Annotated in this window: 17 protein-coding genes and 4 tRNA genes; 14 read left to right on the forward strand and 7 right to left on the reverse strand. The window is 60.9% G+C overall.

The window, feature by feature from the left end; genetic code table 11:
• The first annotated feature begins 24 nt into the window (after positions 1 to 24).
• A complete protein-coding gene (locus tag JFN91_RS00470; protein WP_199387264.1) occupies positions 25 to 1,278 on the forward strand; it encodes an MFS transporter in 1,254 nt (417 codons plus the stop codon).
• A 99-nt stretch (positions 1,279 to 1,377) separates the two neighbouring features.
• Here JFN91_RS00470 and JFN91_RS00475 read toward each other — a convergent pair whose 3' ends face one another.
• The 3 genes from JFN91_RS00475 to JFN91_RS00485 all read right to left on the reverse strand — a co-directional run bounded on the left by JFN91_RS00475 (position 1,378) and on the right by JFN91_RS00485 (position 3,750).
• Entirely contained in the window at positions 1,378 to 2,382 is a 1,005-nt protein-coding gene (locus JFN91_RS00475) for a tRNA dihydrouridine synthase (protein ID WP_199387265.1), read from the reverse strand.
• A gap of 224 nt (positions 2,383 to 2,606) precedes the next feature.
• Complete coding sequence (locus tag JFN91_RS00480) at positions 2,607 to 3,119, reverse strand: FKBP-type peptidyl-prolyl cis-trans isomerase (protein WP_199387266.1); 513 nt, start codon at positions 3,117 to 3,119, stop codon at positions 2,607 to 2,609.
• Between the two features lie 166 nt (positions 3,120 to 3,285).
• The gene (locus JFN91_RS00485; protein ID WP_199387267.1) at positions 3,286 to 3,750 is read right to left on the reverse strand and encodes a hypothetical protein; all 465 of its coding nucleotides are present in this window, start codon (positions 3,748 to 3,750) and stop codon (positions 3,286 to 3,288) included.
• Between the two features lie 228 nt (positions 3,751 to 3,978).
• Here JFN91_RS00485 and JFN91_RS00490 point away from each other — a divergent pair, with 228 nt between their 5' ends.
• From JFN91_RS00490 to JFN91_RS00500, 3 genes are all read left to right on the forward strand, one after another.
• Complete coding sequence (locus tag JFN91_RS00490) at positions 3,979 to 4,626, forward strand: YceH family protein (RefSeq protein ID WP_199387268.1); 648 nt, start codon at positions 3,979 to 3,981, stop codon at positions 4,624 to 4,626.
• 11 nt (positions 4,627 to 4,637) lie between these two features.
• Entirely contained in the window at positions 4,638 to 4,940 is a 303-nt protein-coding gene (locus tag JFN91_RS00495) for a DUF2288 family protein (RefSeq protein WP_199387269.1), read from the forward strand.
• A gap of 283 nt (positions 4,941 to 5,223) precedes the next feature.
• On the forward strand, positions 5,224 to 5,946 hold the full coding sequence (locus tag JFN91_RS00500) for a DUF1847 domain-containing protein (RefSeq protein WP_199387270.1): 723 nt from the start codon (positions 5,224 to 5,226) through the stop codon (positions 5,944 to 5,946).
• A gap of 29 nt (positions 5,947 to 5,975) precedes the next feature.
• Here the strand turns inward: JFN91_RS00500 and JFN91_RS00505 are convergent, their stop codons facing one another.
• Entirely contained in the window at positions 5,976 to 6,455 is a 480-nt protein-coding gene (locus tag JFN91_RS00505) for a class II SORL domain-containing protein (protein ID WP_199387271.1), read from the reverse strand.
• Between the two features lie 235 nt (positions 6,456 to 6,690).
• Positions 6,691 to 6,888: a hypothetical protein gene (locus JFN91_RS00510; RefSeq protein ID WP_199387272.1), complete on the reverse strand. Its 198-nt coding sequence runs from the start codon at positions 6,886 to 6,888 to the stop codon at positions 6,691 to 6,693.
• A 227-nt stretch (positions 6,889 to 7,115) separates the two neighbouring features.
• Between JFN91_RS00510 and JFN91_RS00515 the strand changes: the two genes are divergently transcribed.
• The 4 genes from JFN91_RS00515 (at position 7,116) to JFN91_RS00530 (ending at position 12,655) form a co-directional block, all read left to right on the forward strand.
• Complete coding sequence (locus JFN91_RS00515; protein ID WP_199387273.1) at positions 7,116 to 9,098, forward strand: APC family permease; 1,983 nt, start codon at positions 7,116 to 7,118, stop codon at positions 9,096 to 9,098.
• Between the two features lie 116 nt (positions 9,099 to 9,214).
• A complete protein-coding gene (locus JFN91_RS00520; RefSeq protein WP_328745221.1) occupies positions 9,215 to 10,747 on the forward strand; it encodes a DUF4118 domain-containing protein in 1,533 nt (510 codons plus the stop codon).
• The gene (locus tag JFN91_RS00525) at positions 10,737 to 11,441 is read left to right on the forward strand and encodes a response regulator (RefSeq protein WP_199387275.1); all 705 of its coding nucleotides are present in this window, start codon (positions 10,737 to 10,739) and stop codon (positions 11,439 to 11,441) included. Before JFN91_RS00520 ends, JFN91_RS00525 begins: the two co-directional genes overlap by 11 nt.
• Before the next feature lie 395 nt (positions 11,442 to 11,836).
• Complete coding sequence (locus JFN91_RS00530; protein ID WP_199387276.1) at positions 11,837 to 12,655, forward strand: flagellin N-terminal helical domain-containing protein; 819 nt, start codon at positions 11,837 to 11,839, stop codon at positions 12,653 to 12,655.
• Positions 12,656 to 12,847: 192 nt separating this feature from the next.
• Here the strand turns inward: JFN91_RS00530 and thpR are convergent, their stop codons facing one another.
• Positions 12,848 to 13,384: an RNA 2',3'-cyclic phosphodiesterase gene (gene thpR, locus JFN91_RS00535; RefSeq protein ID WP_199387277.1), complete on the reverse strand. Its 537-nt coding sequence runs from the start codon at positions 13,382 to 13,384 to the stop codon at positions 12,848 to 12,850.
• A 119-nt stretch (positions 13,385 to 13,503) separates the two neighbouring features.
• Between thpR and serS the strand changes: the two genes are divergently transcribed.
• The 6 genes from serS (at position 13,504) to JFN91_RS00565 (ending at position 15,699) form a co-directional block, all read left to right on the forward strand.
• Entirely contained in the window at positions 13,504 to 14,772 is a 1,269-nt protein-coding gene (gene serS, locus JFN91_RS00540) for a serine--tRNA ligase (RefSeq protein ID WP_199387278.1), read from the forward strand.
• 5 nt (positions 14,773 to 14,777) lie between these two features.
• Positions 14,778 to 14,863, forward strand: a tRNA-Ser gene (locus JFN91_RS00545).
• A 39-nt stretch (positions 14,864 to 14,902) separates the two neighbouring features.
• Positions 14,903 to 14,995, forward strand: a tRNA-Ser gene (locus JFN91_RS00550).
• A gap of 47 nt (positions 14,996 to 15,042) precedes the next feature.
• The gene (locus tag JFN91_RS00555) at positions 15,043 to 15,516 is read left to right on the forward strand and encodes a DUF2155 domain-containing protein (RefSeq protein WP_199387279.1); all 474 of its coding nucleotides are present in this window, start codon (positions 15,043 to 15,045) and stop codon (positions 15,514 to 15,516) included.
• Between the two features lie 8 nt (positions 15,517 to 15,524).
• Positions 15,525 to 15,601: transfer RNA gene (locus JFN91_RS00560), tRNA-Arg, on the forward strand.
• Between the two features lie 21 nt (positions 15,602 to 15,622).
• Positions 15,623 to 15,699 (forward strand) — tRNA-Arg (locus tag JFN91_RS00565).
• 499 nt (positions 15,700 to 16,198) lie between these two features.
• Here JFN91_RS00565 and JFN91_RS00570 read toward each other — a convergent pair.
• Positions 16,199 to 17,764 (reverse strand): sigma 54-interacting transcriptional regulator, encoded by a 1,566-nt coding sequence (locus tag JFN91_RS00570; protein ID WP_199387280.1) that lies wholly within the window; start codon positions 17,762 to 17,764, stop codon positions 16,199 to 16,201.
• Positions 17,765 to 17,939 lie beyond the last annotated feature (175 nt).

The following is a 17,939-nucleotide window of genomic DNA, read 5'->3' on the forward strand; positions in this document are numbered from 1 at the left end:
AGTGCGCGGCGGAGGGTTGTATACATGATCGATGCACGTCAGCGCCGTCAGCGCTGGTTGATTTTTTTCATCCTGTCCCTGATCTATATCCTGGTTTACTTCTACCGCGTATCGCTTGCCGTAGTCGCCAAGGACGTCTCCCGCGACCTTAACCTTACCCCGGCGCAACTGGGCTCTCTCTCCAGCATCCTTTTCTACGTCTATGCCGCCGCCCAGATCCCGCTGGGACCGATGATCGACCGGCTCGGGAGCCGCGTGGTGATCAGCGGTTGCGGCGTGCTGACCGCCATCGGCGGCATCCTCTTCTCGCAGGCGGGAAACATGGGGCAGGCCCTTGCCGCCCGCGTCCTGATTGGGATCGGGACCGCCTCCGTTTTGATGGCGACCTTCAGTCTCTTCAGCCACTGGTTCACCAAGAAGGAATTCGGCCGCGTCTCCGGATTCATGGTCGCGGTGGGCAACATGGGCAACCTGGCCGGCACCGCGCCGCTTGCGCTGGCAGTAGCCTGGATCGGCTGGCGCAACTCCTTCCTCGCTATCGGTGTCATGCAGGCACTGGCCACGGTACTGGTTTTCCTGCTGGTGCGGGACCGGCCTTCCATGGCCGTGGAGGGGGGCGGCGAACCGGCGCCGGCGAAGATGGGGATGCTGCAGGCGTGGAAGCACGTTACCACCAACCGGGACTTCTGGCTCCTGGCGGGTCTTGCTTTCGCCTGGTACGGATGCTACCTGGCAGTGCAGGGGCTGTGGGGCGGCCCGTACCTGATGGAGGTGCTCAAACTGACGCGCGAGGAGACGGGGCGGATGCTGATGTTCACCTCGATCGGCTTCATTTGCGGCAGCCTGGTCATCGACACCGTTGCGCGCAAGCTTTTCCATTCTTACAGGAAGACCTTCCTCTGTGGGCAGATACTGTTGCTGGTCCTGATGGTGGGGTTCCAGGGGCCGATCGATCGTCTCCCCCTGCTGGTTTTGGGCGTGTATTTCTTCTGCCTGGGGCTCGCCGTGTCCAGCGGTGTCATGATCTACCCGATCAACCGCTCCATGTTCCCGGTCTCCATTGTGGGCACCGCGCTCACCTCCATCAACCTGTTCGTGCTCTTGGGGGCGGCTTCCGTGCAGCAGATCATGGGTGTGGTCATCGACGCCGTGGGCAAGACCACGCCGGAGGCGACGGTGCAGGCCTTCCACTCGGCCTTCATGGTTCCGGTGGGGATCCAGGCCGTGGCGGCGGCGTTGTTTTTCTTTGCCAGGGATTACTGGGAGAAAAGCGCGTAAGGGGGGAAAGGCAGGGGCTGGGGACTAGGGGCTAGGGGCTGGAGTAGAGGCGGCAGGCCAAAGTCCAGGTGACCTGTGAGTTGTGATTCGTGATGGTGACTAGGGGGCCAGGTCTGCTACGGCGGCGCGGAAGGCGGTGAGGTTCTTGGCCCGCTTGAGTTGTTTCAGTTCGCGCTCCAACTCGTGATCCTCGACGTTGGACACGACGCCTTTGATCTTACCCAGCACCTGCATGTCGCCGCAAAAGAGCTTTCCGTAGAGGGGGAGCAGGTCGGTCAGGTAGCGGTGCAGCATGGCCCGCCTCTCCGTGACGTCCGGCTCCGCGCAGGCCCGGCCCCGCAGCCGCTCGAAGAGCATCGGCTCCCCGATGCCGCCGCGACCGAGCATCAGTCCTGCCGCCCCGGTCTTCTCCAGCAGCTCAAGGCCGCATGCGGCGCTCCTGATGTCGCCGTTGGCGATGACGGGAATGGCGGTCTGTCTGATTACCTCAGCGGTGACGGTGTGGTCGGCAAAACCGTCGTAGGCCTGGCGCACCGTGCGCGGGTGCAGCACCAGGAAGTCGACCTTGGACCGCTCGAAGAGCGGCAGGAGCGTGAAGATCTGGCGCGGATCGTCGTAGCCGGCGCGGATCTTCACCGAGAAGGAGCCGTGGATCTCTTCGCGTAGCGCCGGGATGATCTCTTCCAGCAGTTCCGGGCGCTTCAGCATGCCGCCGCCGGTAAGTCCGCTGGTCATGCGGCCGTAGGGGCAGCCCATGTTCAGGTTGATGTGAATGGCTCCTGCCTTTTGCGCCGTCCTCGCCGCGGCGACCAGCGCATCCCTGCCATGTCCGATCAGTTGGACCACCAACGGCACCCCGTTTTCCTCAGCGGCGCATTCGCGTACGTCCCCCGGCATCAGGAGCTTTTTCTCCGACTGCGAATTGACGCGCATGAACTCGGTCCAGACTACGTCCGGGCGCACCCAGGTCGTGAACAGCTCACGCAGCGCGCGGTTGGTGAGTCCCTGCATGGGCGCGAGCATGAGCGGCTTTTCCCCCGGGTTCCAGGGGAGCACGTTGTTTGTTACGGGATTGGTGGCGGGATTTGCTTCGGTAGTCTGCATGATGTTCAGGAATGATGCTCTTTACGTGGGGAGGCGATCTCGCCTTAAATTTACTGTTGCCCCTGTTGCATAAAAAAGGGATGAGCACCATGCTCCTCCCCCCGGAGGGAGGAGGTTGGGAGGGGGGAACTACTAAAGCAAAGTGGCTTGAGCAGCCCCCTCCCTATCCCTCCCCCTCCGGGGGAGGGGACGTGGCGTCATCCCTGTAGACAGGGACCATTTATTTAGAGAATTTCGAGCAGTTCGATTTCGTAGGTGATGTCTTCGCCTGCCAGCGGATGGTTGGCGTCGACGACGATAGCGGTGTCGTTCACTTCGACCACGACTACGTCGACCGGCTCGTCATCATCGCCGGTCAGCTCCAGCTCCATGCCGACTTCCGGAACGATGTCGCCGGTCAACTGCTCGCGGCTGATGGCGAATACCTCGTCCTCGTCGTACTCGCCGAAGGCGTCTTCGGCCGGGATCAGGACTTTCTTCTTCTCGCCAGGCGCCATGCCGACCAGGGCCTCTTCGATCTGCGGGAAGAAGTCCTCGTTGCCTATGGTGAGCTCCAGCGGACCGTGGTCGCCGCAGCCGCAGTCGTCGTCTCCGCAGCCGTCATCGTCGCAGCCGCAGCCGCAATCGTCGTCATCGCAGCAACCGGCCTCTTTCACGGTGGTGTCAAAGATGGTGCCGTCTTCCAGGGTGCCGGTGTAGTTGATGCGTACTTTGTCGCCTTGCTTTGCAATTGCCATTTTTACTTGGTTCCTTCTATGGGGTTGATTTCTAGCACGTGGCTATGTCAGGGATGGTACGTGGGACGGCGCCTGCTAGTCCAGTAAAATCTCACGCGGGTCCCCTTTTTTCTTTTGGTCCTGCGCCGGAGGGCATTGCAGCACGAGCACCAACGTGCTCTCGATTTCAGGCAGCCTTGGAAAACTTTCTCACCGCGAAGCTGTAGCACTGCAGGTAGGTGAGGATCGTGAGCAGGAAGCTGTAGATGATGACGCTGAGGATGAACGGGTCTCCCGGAGCGGCCAGCGCGAAGATAAAGTAGAAGCCCATGACCGAGATTTTGGTGACGTCTGTCCACCTCTTTTTCTTGGCGAACTCCTTGGCCTCCTCCTGGGTCGGCACCTTCCCGGCCAGTGCGACGTCGCGTTCGGCCTCCTTGGAGGCAAACCTGAAGATGGGGTAGAAGAACAGCAACTGGATCACGAAGGCGTAGATCACGCCGTTCATGAAGCGATACCCCCTGTTCAACGCCTGCAGCCGCTGCTGGAAATTGATCGCGGTATAGATGAGGATGGCGATCAGCCCGAACTGCGCCACGGCAAAAATCTTGATGGTCTTGTTGATCTTCTTCAGGTCCAGGGTAGCCGCCATGTCTTCTCCTTGGGTAGAGCGCCTAGCTGCAGCGTTAACTGGGCAATACCATAACAAATAAAATGATGTTATACAACAGAAGAGTCTGGCGGTGCCGCTCCCTCTTTTTGCATTGAACCCTGCCGGGGAATCTAGTAAGTTGGAGCGACTTCACGCCCGGGCACGGTAAAAGGTCCGCTGCTCGTTGTTCTACTGACTACCAGAAGCCCCCGATAAAGGAGCCTTCCCATGGATGTGACGCTTAATGCCGTCGAACTGAGAGTGCTCGGTTCCCTGATAGAGAAGGAACTGACCACTCCCGAGTACTACCCCCTTTCCCTGAACGCGCTGGTGAACGCCTGCAACCAGAAATCGAACCGTGACCCGGTCACCAACCTGGACGAGTCCCAGGTGACAGGCGCCCTCGACAGCCTGCGCTTCAAGCAGTTTGCCCTGCTCTCCGGTGCCGGTGGCAGGGTCTCCAAGTACCGTCACGCGCTGGTGGAGAAGTTCCGCTTCACCCCCGCGGAGCTTGCCCTCTTGTGCGAGCTGATGCTGCGCGGTCCGCAGACCGTTGGTGAGCTGAGGACACGCGGCGAGCGCATGCACGCCTTCGCCGACCTGGCCGAGGTGGAGGCGGTGCTGCAGGACCTGATGGAGAGGACGCCGCCGCTGGTGACCCGCCTGCCGGTTCAGCCCGGCCGCAAAGAACCGCGCTATTGCCAACTCTTCGCCGGCGAGCCCGACCTTGCCGAACTGGCGGCAGCGGCAGAAGGCAGCCGGGGCGGCGCGGGCGGCGAGCGGATCGCGGAACTGGAGCAGGAGGTTGCCGCCTTGCGCGAGGAGGTGGCGGCCTTGCGCCAGACCATCGCCGACTTCAGAAAATCTTTCGAATAGGAGCTTTACAGATGACCACTACCAACGAGGAACTCGCCACCAAGATCGACATCGCCGACTGGCTCTCGCTCAGGGCGCACCTGGAGCGCGGCGGGGTGATCCTGGTGGACCCGCTGCTGGAACTGGCCGAGGTAGGTGCGGCGCTCGCGGCGGACGAGGTGCAGAAGGTGCAGCGCTGGCTTTCCTCGTCGCTTTTGAGCAAGCCCAGTCTCGAGCAGATACAGAAATGGGATGCCGACAAGGGGAAGATCTTCAACTGCCTGATCATCTCCCCGTACGTCCTGATTCAGGAGCCGACGCAGGCAAACCCTTAAAACCTTTAACGCAAAGGCGCAGAGGCGCCAGGGCGCAAAGATGCAAAGCTGGTAAAAGTCCCCCTTTCACAAAGGGGGATTTAGGGGGATTTGACTTAGTTGCAGGTGAGGATGCTTCAGCTACCTCGGCTAAATCCCCCCTGGGGGGGAACGCTGGGGCAAGTGCAGTGCTTCGTGGCAACATGCCACAATGTCGTATCGGTGATTTTTCGATGTTTTGCCTGCTTTGCGTCTTTGCGACTTTGCGTTAATAGTCATTGGTTCAAGCTTACAGGAGGGCGACATGGAAAAGGAGTACGCCGAGGTGACCTGCGCGAGTTGCAGCGCGGTCTGGCAGAAGAAAGGGACCACCAACTGCTGGAGCGGGGATCCCGCCACGGCGCCGCCCAGGCCGGGCAACTGCCCTGCCGACCGGCACGCCAAGGTGGTCGAGGAAACGGCGCAGCTGATGAAAGGGGAGAGCGAGGACGCCAAGATGGCGTTCGTGGCGGCCCGCGTGGAGGGACTTTGCTACCAGCCCATCCCCGGCAGCGACGCCGTCAACGCGCGCTGGACCCGCGTCGAGGACACCATCGCATTCGCCAAGCTCATGGGATACCAGAGGATCGGCATCGCCACCTGCATCGGGCTCCTCGACGAATCGGAGCGGCTGGTCGCCATCCTGAAGGCCCAGGGCTTCACCCCCTTAAGCGTCTGCTGCAAGGCGGGGAGCATCGACAAGAAGGAGTTGGGACTGGCGGAGAGCGACAAGGTGCGCCCGGGAACCTTCGAGCCGGCCTGCAACCCCATCGCCCAGGCGGAGATCTGCAACGATCTCGATACCGACATGAACATGATCGTCGGCCTGTGCGTCGGGCACGACATGCTCTTCAACAAGTACTCGAAGGCCCCGGTGACCACCCTGGTGGTGAAGGACCGCGTCACCGGCCACAACCCCGCCGCCGTCCTTTACGGCCAGAACTTCTACTACAAGCGGCTGCAAAAGGGGCCTATGGTCGTCGAATGACCCCACGCCTCCAGACTCATCGGCTGGGATCAGGTCACAGCTATGTCGAGGGTACCTTCCCACAGACCGTGGAGGTTGCACTGCTGTTTCGCCACCAGGGTCACCTTCCCGGTCGACGCGGCCTCTTTGGGGACCACAACGGTGAAGGCAACTTTCGGTACCAGGTACCCCCTCGGCTGCAGATCCACTCTTCCCGCGGGCTCATTGCCAAGGCTGAGCTCGATGAAGCCTATCCAGTGGGCCGGAATCATGCCGTGGAGCACTTCACCAACCGATACTTCCACGGTGAAAGGCGTGCCGGCCGTTACTGAGGTAGGAGCGGTGATGACAGGCGCATGGCTTTTCTCAAGCGGAGTCTTTTTCGTTGGGTCCTTTACCCTGTTGATTGTCTCGAAGAGCTTCATGTCCACCGGGGTGGGAAAATAACGCTCGGCCGCAGCAACCGTTCCAGCGAAGCCCGCGACAAAGGAGCCGGCAACTGTGGTCTTCAGAAAAGCCCGTCTGTTCATTGAAACCTCCTCATGGCATTGTCTCCAGTCTGTTAACGATTGTGCCCAATCAGAGTCTATTGGCTGGACGTGATAAGTCAATGCAGGGTTACTCAAATAGCAATAAAGGCGGGGGGGCATGTAGCGGCAAGGCGAGTTGAGAGAGAAAAAGATCATATCCTATCTGCGCCCAGTCCTGGTCCTATTAATAGAATATTGCGGATGTCCTCGCCTTTGCTTCAAAAAGGGCCTATGGTCATGGTGTAGCAGGGACGGGCCGCAGTACCCACCTGTTCTCTTCAGCAACAAACACCGGCACCTCCCTCCGTCCATAGGGGGGAGGCGCTATTGCGGTCGTGCCCACCGGGAGATCCCAGCCGCCGGTCATGGCGTCGTCCGCAAAATCCTCACCCAGGTAAAGGCCGTCTTCGGTATTGAAAAGATAGACTTTCATGTTGTCCTCCCCCCCTCTTGCGTTTCCCTGATTTCACCATAGCGCTTTGCCGATAAAGGCAGGATCAAAATGGAGCCCGAAGAGGTCACGAAGTCGTCAAGACGGGCAACCTGCCGTCTTGATACTTTCTTGATGGGGCGACGTGCATCTTGACACCCCCTTGATGCGGAAAGCGCTAGCATGGTCCCAGAGCCGGAGATGTGCCAAACGGCAAGGGAGGAAACACCATGGGACAGGAACAGCCAGCGGCAAGGCAAAACCTGGTCAGGCGACTGGCGACTGCGGTCTTCGGAGCGCCTAAATATCTGAAGGATCCCAGCCTCTTTCACAAGATGTCCCTCGTCCCGGTTCTGGCCTGGGTGGGACTCGGCGCGGACGGACTTTCCTCATCGTCCTACGGCCCCGAGGAGGCGTTCCGGGCCCTGGGCAGCCACACCTACCTGGCCATCACGCTCGGAGTATTCACGGCCCTCACCGTATTCACCATCTCCTACGCCTACTCCCGCATCATCGAGCACTTCCCGCACGGCGGCGGCGGTTACATCGTGGCGACGCACATGCTGGGGGAAAGAGCGGGGGTGGTCTCGGGGAGCGCGCTCCTGGTCGACTACGTGTTGACCATCACCGTCTCCATCGCCTCCTGCGTCGACGCCCTGTTCAGTTACATCCCCAAAGCGTGGCACGGCTACAAGGTTGAGGTGGCCTGCGTCCTCGCCGTGGTGCTGATCGTCCTGAACATCAGGGGGGTGAAGGAATCAATCGCCGTCATGGCCCCTATCTTCATGGTCTTTGTCGCGACGCACGTGCTCCTTCTGCTGGACGGCATCTTCACCCACACCGACCGCTTCGCCCCGCTTGCCGTGGGCTTCCACTCGGGACTCTCGCACGACCTCTCCACCATAGGCGTCTTCGGTATCATGATGCTCTTTCTGCGCGCCTATTCCCTCGGGGGCGGTACCTATACCGGCATCGAGGCGGTCTCCAACGGACTGCAGATCATGCGCGAGCCGCGGGTGCAGACCGGGAAGAGAACCATGATGTACATGGCGAGCTCGCTGGCGTTCACCGCCGGCCTGCTCTTTCTCTGCTACACGTTGATCGGGGTCAGGCCGGTGGAGGGAAAAACGCTGAATTCGGTGCTGGCCGACGCACTCTTCGCTGATTGGCCGCTGGGCGGGGTACTTGCCTTCGTCACCATCTTCTCGGAAGGTGCCCTGCTCCTGGTCGCAGCCCAGGCCGGGTTCGTGGACGGACCGCGGGTCATGTCCAACATGGCGGTCGACTCCTGGCTGCCGCACCGTTTCGCCGCGCTTTCGGTCCGCCTCACCATGCGCAACGGCATCGTCCTCATGGGGCTGGCCTCCATCGCGCTCCTGGTCTACACCGGCGGCAGCGTCTCGGCGCTCGTGGTCATGTACTCCATCAACGTCTTCCTGACCTTCTCCTTGTCGCAGCTGGGCATGTCGCGGTTCTACATCCAGCGCCGCCGCGAGGACGCGCAGTGGGTGCGCCACCTTTCGGTGCACCTGGTCGGCCTGGTCCTCTGCGCCACCATCCTGGCGGTCACCACGGTGGAGAAATTCGCCGAAGGGGGGTGGCTCACGCTGCTCATCACCTCGGTCGTGATCGGCATCTGCTATCTGATCCGCGGCCACTACCAGTCGGTACGCAAGGGGATGGAACAACTGGACGAGGCGCTGCTCGACTTTCCAACCACGGGCCCGGTCAACGAAGCGGCACCTTCGCGCAACGATCCCACCGCGATACAGCTCGTGTCAGCGTATTCGGGCTTCGGGGTGCACACGCTGCTGTCCATCCTCACCACCTTTCCCAAGACCTACAAGAACGTCATCTTCGTCTCGGTTGCCGTAATCGACTCGGGTTCCTTCAAGGGGGCGGAGGAGCTGGAGGCGCTGGAGAGGTCGGTGCAGGAGGGGCTGTTGAAGTACGTGACGCTGGCGCGCAGGCTCGGCTTTGCCGCCGACTACCGGCTCGCGGTGGCGACCGACGTGGTGGAGAGTGTAGTGGGCATATGCAGGGAGCTTGGCGAGGAATATCCCCGCTCCACCGTGTTCACCGGGCAGCTGACCTTCCGGCTGGAAAAGTTCTACCACCGGATGCTGCATAACGAGACCGCTTTCGCCATCCAGCGCCGCCTGCAGTGGGACGGACTCACCACGGTGATCCTGCCGATACGGGTCAGTATCTGAAGGGCGGCATGGTAACGGTTTCCAGAAAAGGCGTCAAAGTCGCTTGTGTGGACGGGTAGTTCTGCTAGATTCGAAATATGAGCAAAAGCCGGGGAGCATCCACATTAGAGAGAGCCGTGCTGCGCCGCAGGCCCCACGCCGCCTGGTACGGCGGAGCGGTCGGCTATGCAGCCTCGGCGGCACTGGTTGCGTTGGCGACACTTTTATGCGACCAGGCCCGACCGTATCTCTCGCCGGTCAACATGGTGATGGGGTACCTGCTGGTCGTGGTGCTCGCGGCGCTCTTTCTCGGGCGACGGCCGGCGCTGCTGAGCGCCTTGCTCGGCGTGCTCGCCTTCGACTTCTTTTTCGTGCCGCCCCGCCTCTCCTTCCGGATCGCGGACAAGGAATACCTGGTCACTTTCCTCGCCCTGTTCTCGGTGGGGCTCGTGATCAGTTCACTGGTGGCGAAGGCGCGGGAAAGCCTCGAGGCGCTCAGGGTGCGTGAACGGCAGACCGCGAGCCTGTATCGGCTGAGCCGCGATCTCGCCGCCGCGACGGACACGGCTTCCCTGGCAGCTGCGGCGGTCGCCAATCTCGAGGACTCGCTGGGGGGGCAGGTGGCACTGCTCCTGGGGCCGGAGGGGGCGTTGGCGCGGGCTGCGGCGAGCCAGGACTTCTCCATTGCCCCGGAGGCGTTGCAGGTGGCCGAGTGGTGCCTGCGCTCACGGCGCCTGGCCGGGGCCGGGACCGATTCCTACGGCAGTGAGCGGCTGACCTACGTGCCGCTCAAGGCGCTGGCGGAGACGCACGGGGTGCTGGTCCTGCGGCTGGAAGAGGAGGATATGCGGCTGGACATGGAACTGCAGCGGCTGCTGAGCGCCTACGCAACCCAGATTGCCATGGCCCTGGAGCGGTTGCGCCTTTTGCGGCAGGCGCAGGAGACGCGCCTTCTCAAGGAACGGGAGAACCTGGAGCGGGCCCTGCTCAACTCTATTTCCCACGACCTGCGCACGCCGCTCACCGCCATAACCGGCGCCCTGAGCGCGGTGCTGGAAGAGGGGGACAAGCTCAACAGCGGCTCGCGCGACGAGCTGCTGCAGACCGCACGCGAGGAGGCGGCGCGCCTGAACCGCTTCGTCGGCAACCTGCTGGACATGACCCGCCTCGAGGCCGGCGTGCTGCAACTGAAGAAGGAACCGTGCGACGTGCAGGACCTGATCGGGACGGCGCTGGCCACGGTGGAGCCGCGCCTGGCGGGGATCGCGGTGTCGGTGCGGCTGGCTCCAGGACTCCCCCTGGTCTCCCTGGACTTCGTGCTGATGCTCCAGGTCCTGGTGAACCTGCTGGACAACGCCCTGAAACACGCCGCAGCCGGCGGGGAGTTGGAGATCGCGGCCAGCGTGGCGGGCGAACGGCTGGTGCTGGGCGTGTCGGACCGGGGAGCGGGAGTTCCCGAGGCGGACCTGCCCCGCATCTTCGAGAAGTTCTACCGGACTCCGGTCCCCGAGGTGGTCGGGGGGACGGGACTGGGGCTTTCCATCTGCCGCGGTATCGTCGAGGCGCACGGCGGCGCGATCCGGGCGGAGAACCGGGAGGGGAAAGGACTGAGAATCGTGGTTGAGGTGCCGCTTGGTGCCGCGGCAGGAAGGAGAGCCGATGAAGGGTGAGGAAGCAAAGAGCAACCTGCCGCGGGTGCTGGTGATCGACGACGAGGTGGCCATCCAGCGCTTTCTGAAGACGGCGCTCGATACCGGCGACTATTCCGTCCATCTCGCGGACAGCGCCCACGCAGGGCTTGCCGCCGCGGTGGCGGTGCGCCCCGACGTCATCCTCCTGGACCTGGGGCTCCCCGACCTGGACGGTATCGAGGTGATCCGGCGCGTACGCGAGTGGTCCCAGCTCCCCATCATCGTCATTTCGGTGCGCGAGCGCGAGGACGAGAAGGTGCAGGCGCTCGACGCCGGTGCCGACGACTACCTCACCAAGCCCTTCGGCATCGGCGAACTGCTGGCCCGGATCAAGGTGGCGCTGCGTCGCTCGCTACAGCAGGCGCCGGAGCCGGTTTTCCAGGTGGGCGAACTCCGGGTCGACCTGCCCCACCGCAGGGTGACCGTGCGCGGGGAAGAGGTGCAGCTGACCCCGACGGAGTACGAACTGCTGCGGATGCTGGTGACCCATGCCGGCAAGGTGCTGACCCATAGCCAGATCCTCAGGCAGATCTGGGGCGTCGCCTACCTCGAGCAGCCTCACGTCCTGCGGGTCAACATCAGTAACCTCAGGCGCAAGATCGAGTCCGACGCCTCGCGTCCCCGATACATTCTCACCGAGGCGGGGGTCGGTTACCGGCTCAAGTCGGAGTAGCGTCTCCTTCATTGGTTGTGCCGCCCGGCCATCTTCATTATTTTTGACAGCGCCGCGGCGGATGCAAGGAACGTCATGACGGTTTTTTGACTTCCATCGAACAACGCCTGTCTGGGGCACCTTGGTGTCCCGCCCTGGCAACTCCCACTAAATTTTTTTTGCTGCCTTTGTCCCCGCACGATTTGTCCCGCCCACGGTAAATAACCATTTGAAATGATAACAGTTGTCTTCGCGCTGGCCGCGTCCTTGTCGCAGCCGGATGCACGCGGGGAAACGGTGCGCCCGGGCCTCCGGCGCAAAAACGGCACACATGGTGAAAACAGGGTCTCCCTATCGGCCGCAGTACAAAAAACCGGCAAGAAAGCCGGAATCAAAAACCAGAAGGGGGAAACACCATGTCAACCAGCGATATCTCTTTAACAGCAGGAATGAGAACCAACCTCCTCAACCTCCAGTCGACCAGCAAGCTCCTGAACAGAACGCAGGAGAGGTTGTCCTCGGGTAAGCAGGTGAACAGTGCACTTGATAACCCGACCAACTATTTTGCCGCACAAAATGCGAACCAGCGCGCCAGCGACCTTTCCGACCGCAAGGACGGCATGTCGGAGGCGGTGCAGACTGTCGGCGCCACCAACGCGGGCATCACGGCCATCACCGGCCTGATCAACGCAGCTAAAGGTATTGCCCAGTCCGCACTGTCCACCAGCGACACCGGTACCAGGTCCAAACTGGCAACGCAGTACGACACTATCCGGAGCCAGATCGACAACATCTCGTCCGACTCCGGGTATCGCGGTCTCAACCTGTTGAGCTCGACCAACACTCTGACGGTGAACTTCAACGAGGACGCGAGCTCCAGCCTCGACGTCGTCGGCTTCCTGGCCAACGCCAGTGGCCTGAGCCTCACCGGTGCCAGCAGCGCTTGGGCTACCAACTCGGATATCACCACCGACACGGCCAAGATGGACACCGCGATCTCCACGTTGAGGAGCAACACCCAAACCCTGGCGGCAAACCTGAACATCATCACCACCCGCCAGACCTTTACCGACAACATGATCAGCACGCTGCAAACCGGCGCCGACAACCTGACTCTGGCCGATATGAACCAGGAAGGCGCCAACATGCTGATGCTGCAGACTCGCCAGAGCTTGGGTACCACCTCGCTCTCCATGTCTTCGCAGGCAGCGCAGTCCGTACTTAAACTCTTCTAAACCTCAACCCGGCCCGGGGGGGATCTCCTCTCCGGGCCGACCCTTATCCCTCCCCCGCAGTGGTGAACGACTGACCCACCGGCGCCCCTGAATCCGTCCCTTCGACAAAAAATTGACCACGACCTTCCCCGGCGTGCCCTGCACAAACGGCGGCCCCGGCCATATTCCTTGCCGTCATCCGATAATTCTCTTTCAACTGCAGCGGTAGATTTCTTCCTTGCGGTGAGTGGCTCCCTTGGGAGTCAGGACGCTGGAGAAGAGGATGAACTCTTCAACGCTGAAGGGGGGAAAGCTGAGGGTGCGGTGGGTCGCCTCGAATCGCGCCACTTCGGCGGAGGCGTTTTCCTTGATGCGGGCCAGGGTGATGTGCGGAGAGAAGCCGCGTTGCTCGGGGGGGATGCCGGCCCCGGTCACGGCGCTTTCTACCTGCAGTTGCAGGGCAAGTAGCGGCCGGGACTCCTCCATTCCGACCCAGAGCACCCTGGGGTGGCCGTGCGGCGGGAAGTGCCCCACCCCGCGCAGGGTGAGCGGAAAGGGGGTGAAGCTGACGGCGGCGAGGTTCTTCTTCAGTGCCGCGCCGGCCTGGGGCAGGACGTCCCCTAGAAAGCGCAGGGTCAGGTGGATCTGGTCGGGGGGCACCCAGCGCAGGCCGGGCATTGAGGCGTTAAACGATGACAGAGCAGCCTTGATGTCCTCAGGTAAGTCGACGGCTATGAACAGTCTGGCCATGGTTTTGCTCCTGTCAGTGGCTGCGCGGATAATGTCGGCGCTCGAAAAAAAGAGTTGACTAAGGCAAATTTGAATGTTAGACAGTATAGCTTTGGTGATCTGAAAGTAAAGGCGCATCCATGCTCGACGCTAGATACTTACGCGAAAACCTGGAGACTGTAGAAGCCCGGTTGAAGACCAGGGGCGAGGGAGTCAATATCGCCCGCTTCAAGGAGCTTGACGGTAGCCGCCGGGAACTGCTTCAGCAGAGCGAGACGCTGAAAGCGTTACGCAACAAGGTCACCGAAGAGATCGCCCGCCTGAAGGACAAGAGCCAGGCGGACGACAAGAAGGCGCAGATGCGCGAGGTCTCCCAGCAGATCAAGGGGATCGACGAGCAGCTGAAGAGCGTGGAAGAGGAGCTGCAGGCCTTCCTCCTCACCGTTCCCAACATCCCCAACGAGACCACCCCGGTAGGCAAGTCCGAAGCGGACAACGTCGTGGTGCGCCTGGAAGGGGAGATTCAGAACTACTCTTTCGAGCCGAAACCGCACTGGGAGATCGGCGAGAACCTGGGCATTCTCGACTTCGAGCGGGGCGCCAAGCTCACCGGAGCACGCTTTACACTGTACAAGGGGCTCGGCGCACGGCTGGAGAGGGCGCTGATCAACTTCATGCTCGACCTCCATACCGGCGAGCATAAATATATTGAAATGCTGCCGCCCTTTATGGTAAACAGGGACAGCATGACCGGCACGGGCCAACTGCCCAAGTTTGAGGAAGATCTCTTCCACCTGGAAGGGGTCGATTTTTTTCTCATCCCCACGGCTGAGGTTCCGGTCACCAACATACATCGCGGCGAGATCCTCAAGGGATCGGACCTGCCGATTTCGTACTGTGCCTACACCCCCTGCTTCCGCAAGGAGGCCGGTTCATACGGCAAGGACACGCGCGGCCTGATCAGGCAGCATCAGTTCAACAAGGTCGAGCTGGTCAAGTTCACCACCCCCGAGCAATCCTACCAGGAGTTGCAGAAGCTACTCGGCAATGCCGAGGAGGTGCTGCGCAGGCTGCAGATACCTTACCGGGTCGTCGAGCTTTGCACCGGTGACATAGGTTTTTCGGCCGCCAAGACCTTCGACATCGAGGTATGGTTGCCGGGTCAGAACTGCTACCGGGAGATTTCCTCCTGCAGCTGTTTTGAAGATTTTCAGGCGCGTCGGGCCGGAATCCGTTTCCGCCCGGACGAGAAGGCAAAGCCGGAATTTGTCCACACGCTGAACGGCTCGGGCCTCGCAGTCGGAAGAACCGTGGTTGCGGTGCTGGAGAACTACCAGCAGGCGGACGGTTCGGTGCTGATCCCCGAGGTGCTCAGGCCCTACATGGGCGGAGCGGAGCGCATCAGCTAGGCTTTGGAGGAATGGCCGAGTGGTTGAAGGCGGCGGTCTTGAAAACCGTTGAACGAAAGTTCCGTGGGTTCGAATCCTACTTCCTCCGCCATTGATTTAGCGCAGCACACATAGCAGTAGAGGTTGAAACGGAGAGCTGGCCGAGTAGGTCGAAGGCGCACGCCTGCTAAGCGTGTATACTGGGAAACCGGTATCGAGGGTTCGAATCCCTCGCTCTCCGCCACTTTTTTTGCAGTACGCAGTGCGGTTCTTGCAGCGCCGGAGGTTCTGTTGAAGCGGTTGATGAAACTGACGGTTTTGTCTCTCATCGCTCTCGGGTTCGCAGCAGGTTGCAACGAGAAGGAAAAAACGGAGCAGGCGGCGGTTGCACCTAAGGTGACCGAGGCTCCCTCCACGGTAGTAGTACCGGAGCAGGTGAAGGGCAAGTGGAAGGCGGTGCAGATCGAGGTCGCCGACAAGAACGCCCACCTGAAGAAGGTGTACACCCTGGACATAGGTTCCGATTTCAAGCTTCCTGGATCGGACCTGACGCTCAAGGTGGAAACGTTTTTACCGCATTTCGTGATGGAAGGGACCACCCTTACTTCCCAGTCCAATGATTTGGTGAATCCCGCGGCACAACTGGTGATCCGGGAGCAGGGGAAGGAGATTTACAAGGGGTGGTTGTTTTCGCTCTACCCGACCACACATGCGTTTCAGCATCCGCAGTACGGTTTCACACTGGTCGATTACAAGGCCAGTTGATATAGCATGCGCTCGTAGCTCAGCTGGATAGAGCAACGGACTACGAATCCGTAGGTCGGGAGTTCGAATCTCTCCGAGCGCGCCATAAAAAGTAGCACCGCAGTTTGCGCCCGTAGCTCAGCTGGATAGAGCACAAGACTACGAATCTTGGGGCCAGGAGTTCGAATCTCTTCGGGCGCGCCATATTGAAAAACAAAACAGCCTCTCCAGATTCACTGGAGGGGCTGTTTTGTTTCGTGTGGTCTCTGAGCCTGAGGTCGGTGATGATATGGCATGAAACAGTTTGAAAGGCGACTACTTCCTTTCCCCCTTCCGCTCCCAGCCCAAAGATGGGGGTCTGCTTCTCTCCACAGCTTCTTTTCTCGTTCCTGCCATTGGTACGAAACGATCGTACCCCGCCTCTCTCCTCTTTGTCGCGAGTCTCCCCTTGGGGATTGTGTCATCGGCGTCTAGAAGCCAATTGTGGGGCTTTGACTGCCGTTCGCGAGCGGAAAACGCGAGACGTTTCGGCGTCTTCATCGGATCTGCGGAGGAAGTCGCACACATGGGCTTGAGGACAGGGTTCTCAGCGCTTCGCCCTCTTCTGTAAGTGTGTGGTGATTATTTGGTCTATCCCGGATTGGATGCTGGGATCGTTAAGAAGGCTGCCAGGGCAACCTGACATCGTTTACGACAGCGATGCTTAATTCCCATGGGTGCTCTTGTCCCGCTGCCGGCGGCGGTAGCTGATTCCGAGTTTGTCCAGGCGCCAGCGCAGGGTGTTCGGATTCATTCCGAGCAGTTCGGCGGCGCCGCCGGAACCGTGGATCTTCCCGTTGCTGAGCTTCATGGCTTCGATGATATGTGCGGACATCGCCTGGTCCAGTGTGGAAGGGGGGGGAGGCGAGGCGTCGCCGACGGCAACCATTTTTGTCTCTCTTGTTCGATTGGGGCCTATTAGGTCAAACGCCAGCGGGCCTCCCCGATGCCGGATCAGCTCGCGCTCGACCAGGTTTTCCAACTCACGGACGTTGCCGGGCCAATCGTATTCCATGAGCCGCAGCAGCGCCCCGGGCGCCACCGAGGGGGGGATGGACATGCCGAACTCCCTGCTTTTCACCGCCAGGAAATAGCGGACCAATGCGGGAATATCCTCTTTGCGCTGCCGCACCGGCGGCACGATGATCGGGAAGCCGCTCAGCCGGTACCACAGGTCCTCGCGGAAGGCGCCTTCCGTTATCATGCTCTGCAGGTTGCGGTGCGTGGCCGCGATCACCCTGATGTTGACGGGGATGGCCCTCTTGCCTCCCACCCTCTCCACCTCGTGGTTTTGCAGCACCCGCAACAGCCGCACTTGGGCCGACAGTGGCAGCTCGCCGATCTCATCCAGGAAAATAGTCCCCCCGTCGGCGCGCTCGAATCTTCCCCTGCTCTCGGCAAGGGCTCCGGTGAACGCTCCTCGCTCGTGGCCGAACAGCTCGCTGTCGATGAGGCTGTCGGGAAGCGCGCCGCAATTGACTTTTATGAGGGGCCCTTGCTTGCGCGGCGACGAGAAGTGGATGGCATTGGCTATCAATTCCTTGCCGGTCCCCGTTTCGCCGAGCAGCAGCACCGTGTTATTGAGCGGCGCCACCTGGCGCACCATCTCCATCACGTTGCGCAGCCCGGTGTTCGCTCCGATGACGTCTTCCGCAGCGCCGCCGTACAGCTCACGGTTCAGGAAGCGCTTGTCGTCGAGCAGCACCGCCTGGTAGCGCAGCACTTCCTCGTGGGCGAGGGCGTTGGCCAGCGCTATTGCGAACGGCTTGGCGATCCCACCAATCAGCTCGACCTGCTCCGCCGTGTATTTCCCTTCCCCCCCCGCGCGCAGTACCAACCCGCCCAGGAGTTCCCCCTTGATCCTCAAGGGGACCATGAGGTCGGTAATACCTTTGTAGTAATTCATCATTGGCGCTAAGGCCCGGAAGATCTCGTCATGTTCGGGATCCACGATAAAAGGTGCGGAGAAATTGCGAGCAGCGACCTTTTCCAGCAGCCCTTCCGGAAGCGGCAGGATCTCTTCCGGCACGGTGACATGACAACTGTTCTCGAAGGCGTTGGCTATGCGCCTTACCGCTCCCAGCCGTTCGTCGAGGATGAAGAGGGTGAGCAGATCCACCGGGACCTGGTGTCTCAGGTAGTCGAATGCGCTGCTCATAGACTCATTGATATCGAGGCTGCTGCAGATTCTTAGCGTTATCTCTTTGATGAACTCGTCGCTGCTGCTCATTGTTGTCTTTCCCTTCCTCGCCTCTTCACCGCATCCCGTCGCTTGCATGGATCTCGAACTACCAAATGCTGTAATCCTGCCTTTTTTCACAACATACCGCAATAGTTTTTGCGGCATCTTGTGAACACGACTTGTGCGCCATGTCCTAACATGTCGAAATCATTTGATAACTGTG

It is taken from the genome of Geomonas anaerohicana (assembly GCF_016458305.1).
In the GTDB taxonomy this organism is placed as follows: Bacteria; Desulfobacterota; Desulfuromonadia; order Geobacterales; family Geobacteraceae; genus Geomonas; species Geomonas anaerohicana.

Bases quoted from the DNA above. Each gene is read 5' to 3' on its own strand.
- JFN91_RS00515 (WP_199387273.1), top strand. From the start codon at position 7,116: ATGGGACAGGAACAGCCAGCGGCAAGGCAAAACCTGGTCAGGCGACTG.
- JFN91_RS00525 (WP_199387275.1), top strand. From the start codon at position 10,737: ATGAAGGGTGAGGAAGCAAAGAGCAACCTGCCGCGGGTGCTGGTGATC.
- JFN91_RS00495 (WP_199387269.1), top strand. From the start codon at position 4,638: ATGACCACTACCAACGAGGAACTCGCCACCAAGATCGACATCGCCGAC.
- JFN91_RS00505 (WP_199387271.1), bottom strand. From the start codon at position 6,455: ATGAACAGACGGGCTTTTCTGAAGACCACAGTTGCCGGCTCCTTTGTC.
- JFN91_RS00475 (WP_199387265.1), bottom strand. From the start codon at position 2,382: ATGCAGACTACCGAAGCAAATCCCGCCACCAATCCCGTAACAAACAAC.
- JFN91_RS00480 (WP_199387266.1), bottom strand. From the start codon at position 3,119: ATGGCAATTGCAAAGCAAGGCGACAAAGTACGCATCAACTACACCGGC.
- JFN91_RS00470 (WP_199387264.1), top strand. From the start codon at position 25: ATGATCGATGCACGTCAGCGCCGTCAGCGCTGGTTGATTTTTTTCATC.
- JFN91_RS00530 (WP_199387276.1), top strand. From the start codon at position 11,837: ATGTCAACCAGCGATATCTCTTTAACAGCAGGAATGAGAACCAACCTC.
- JFN91_RS00490 (WP_199387268.1), top strand. From the start codon at position 3,979: ATGGATGTGACGCTTAATGCCGTCGAACTGAGAGTGCTCGGTTCCCTG.
- thpR (WP_199387277.1), bottom strand. From the start codon at position 13,384: ATGGCCAGACTGTTCATAGCCGTCGACTTACCTGAGGACATCAAGGCT.
- JFN91_RS00500 (WP_199387270.1), top strand. From the start codon at position 5,224: ATGGAAAAGGAGTACGCCGAGGTGACCTGCGCGAGTTGCAGCGCGGTC.
- serS (WP_199387278.1), top strand. From the start codon at position 13,504: ATGCTCGACGCTAGATACTTACGCGAAAACCTGGAGACTGTAGAAGCC.
- JFN91_RS00570 (WP_199387280.1), bottom strand. From the start codon at position 17,764: ATGAGCAGCAGCGACGAGTTCATCAAAGAGATAACGCTAAGAATCTGC.
- JFN91_RS00485 (WP_199387267.1), bottom strand. From the start codon at position 3,750: ATGGCGGCTACCCTGGACCTGAAGAAGATCAACAAGACCATCAAGATT.
- JFN91_RS00510 (WP_199387272.1), bottom strand. From the start codon at position 6,888: ATGAAAGTCTATCTTTTCAATACCGAAGACGGCCTTTACCTGGGTGAG.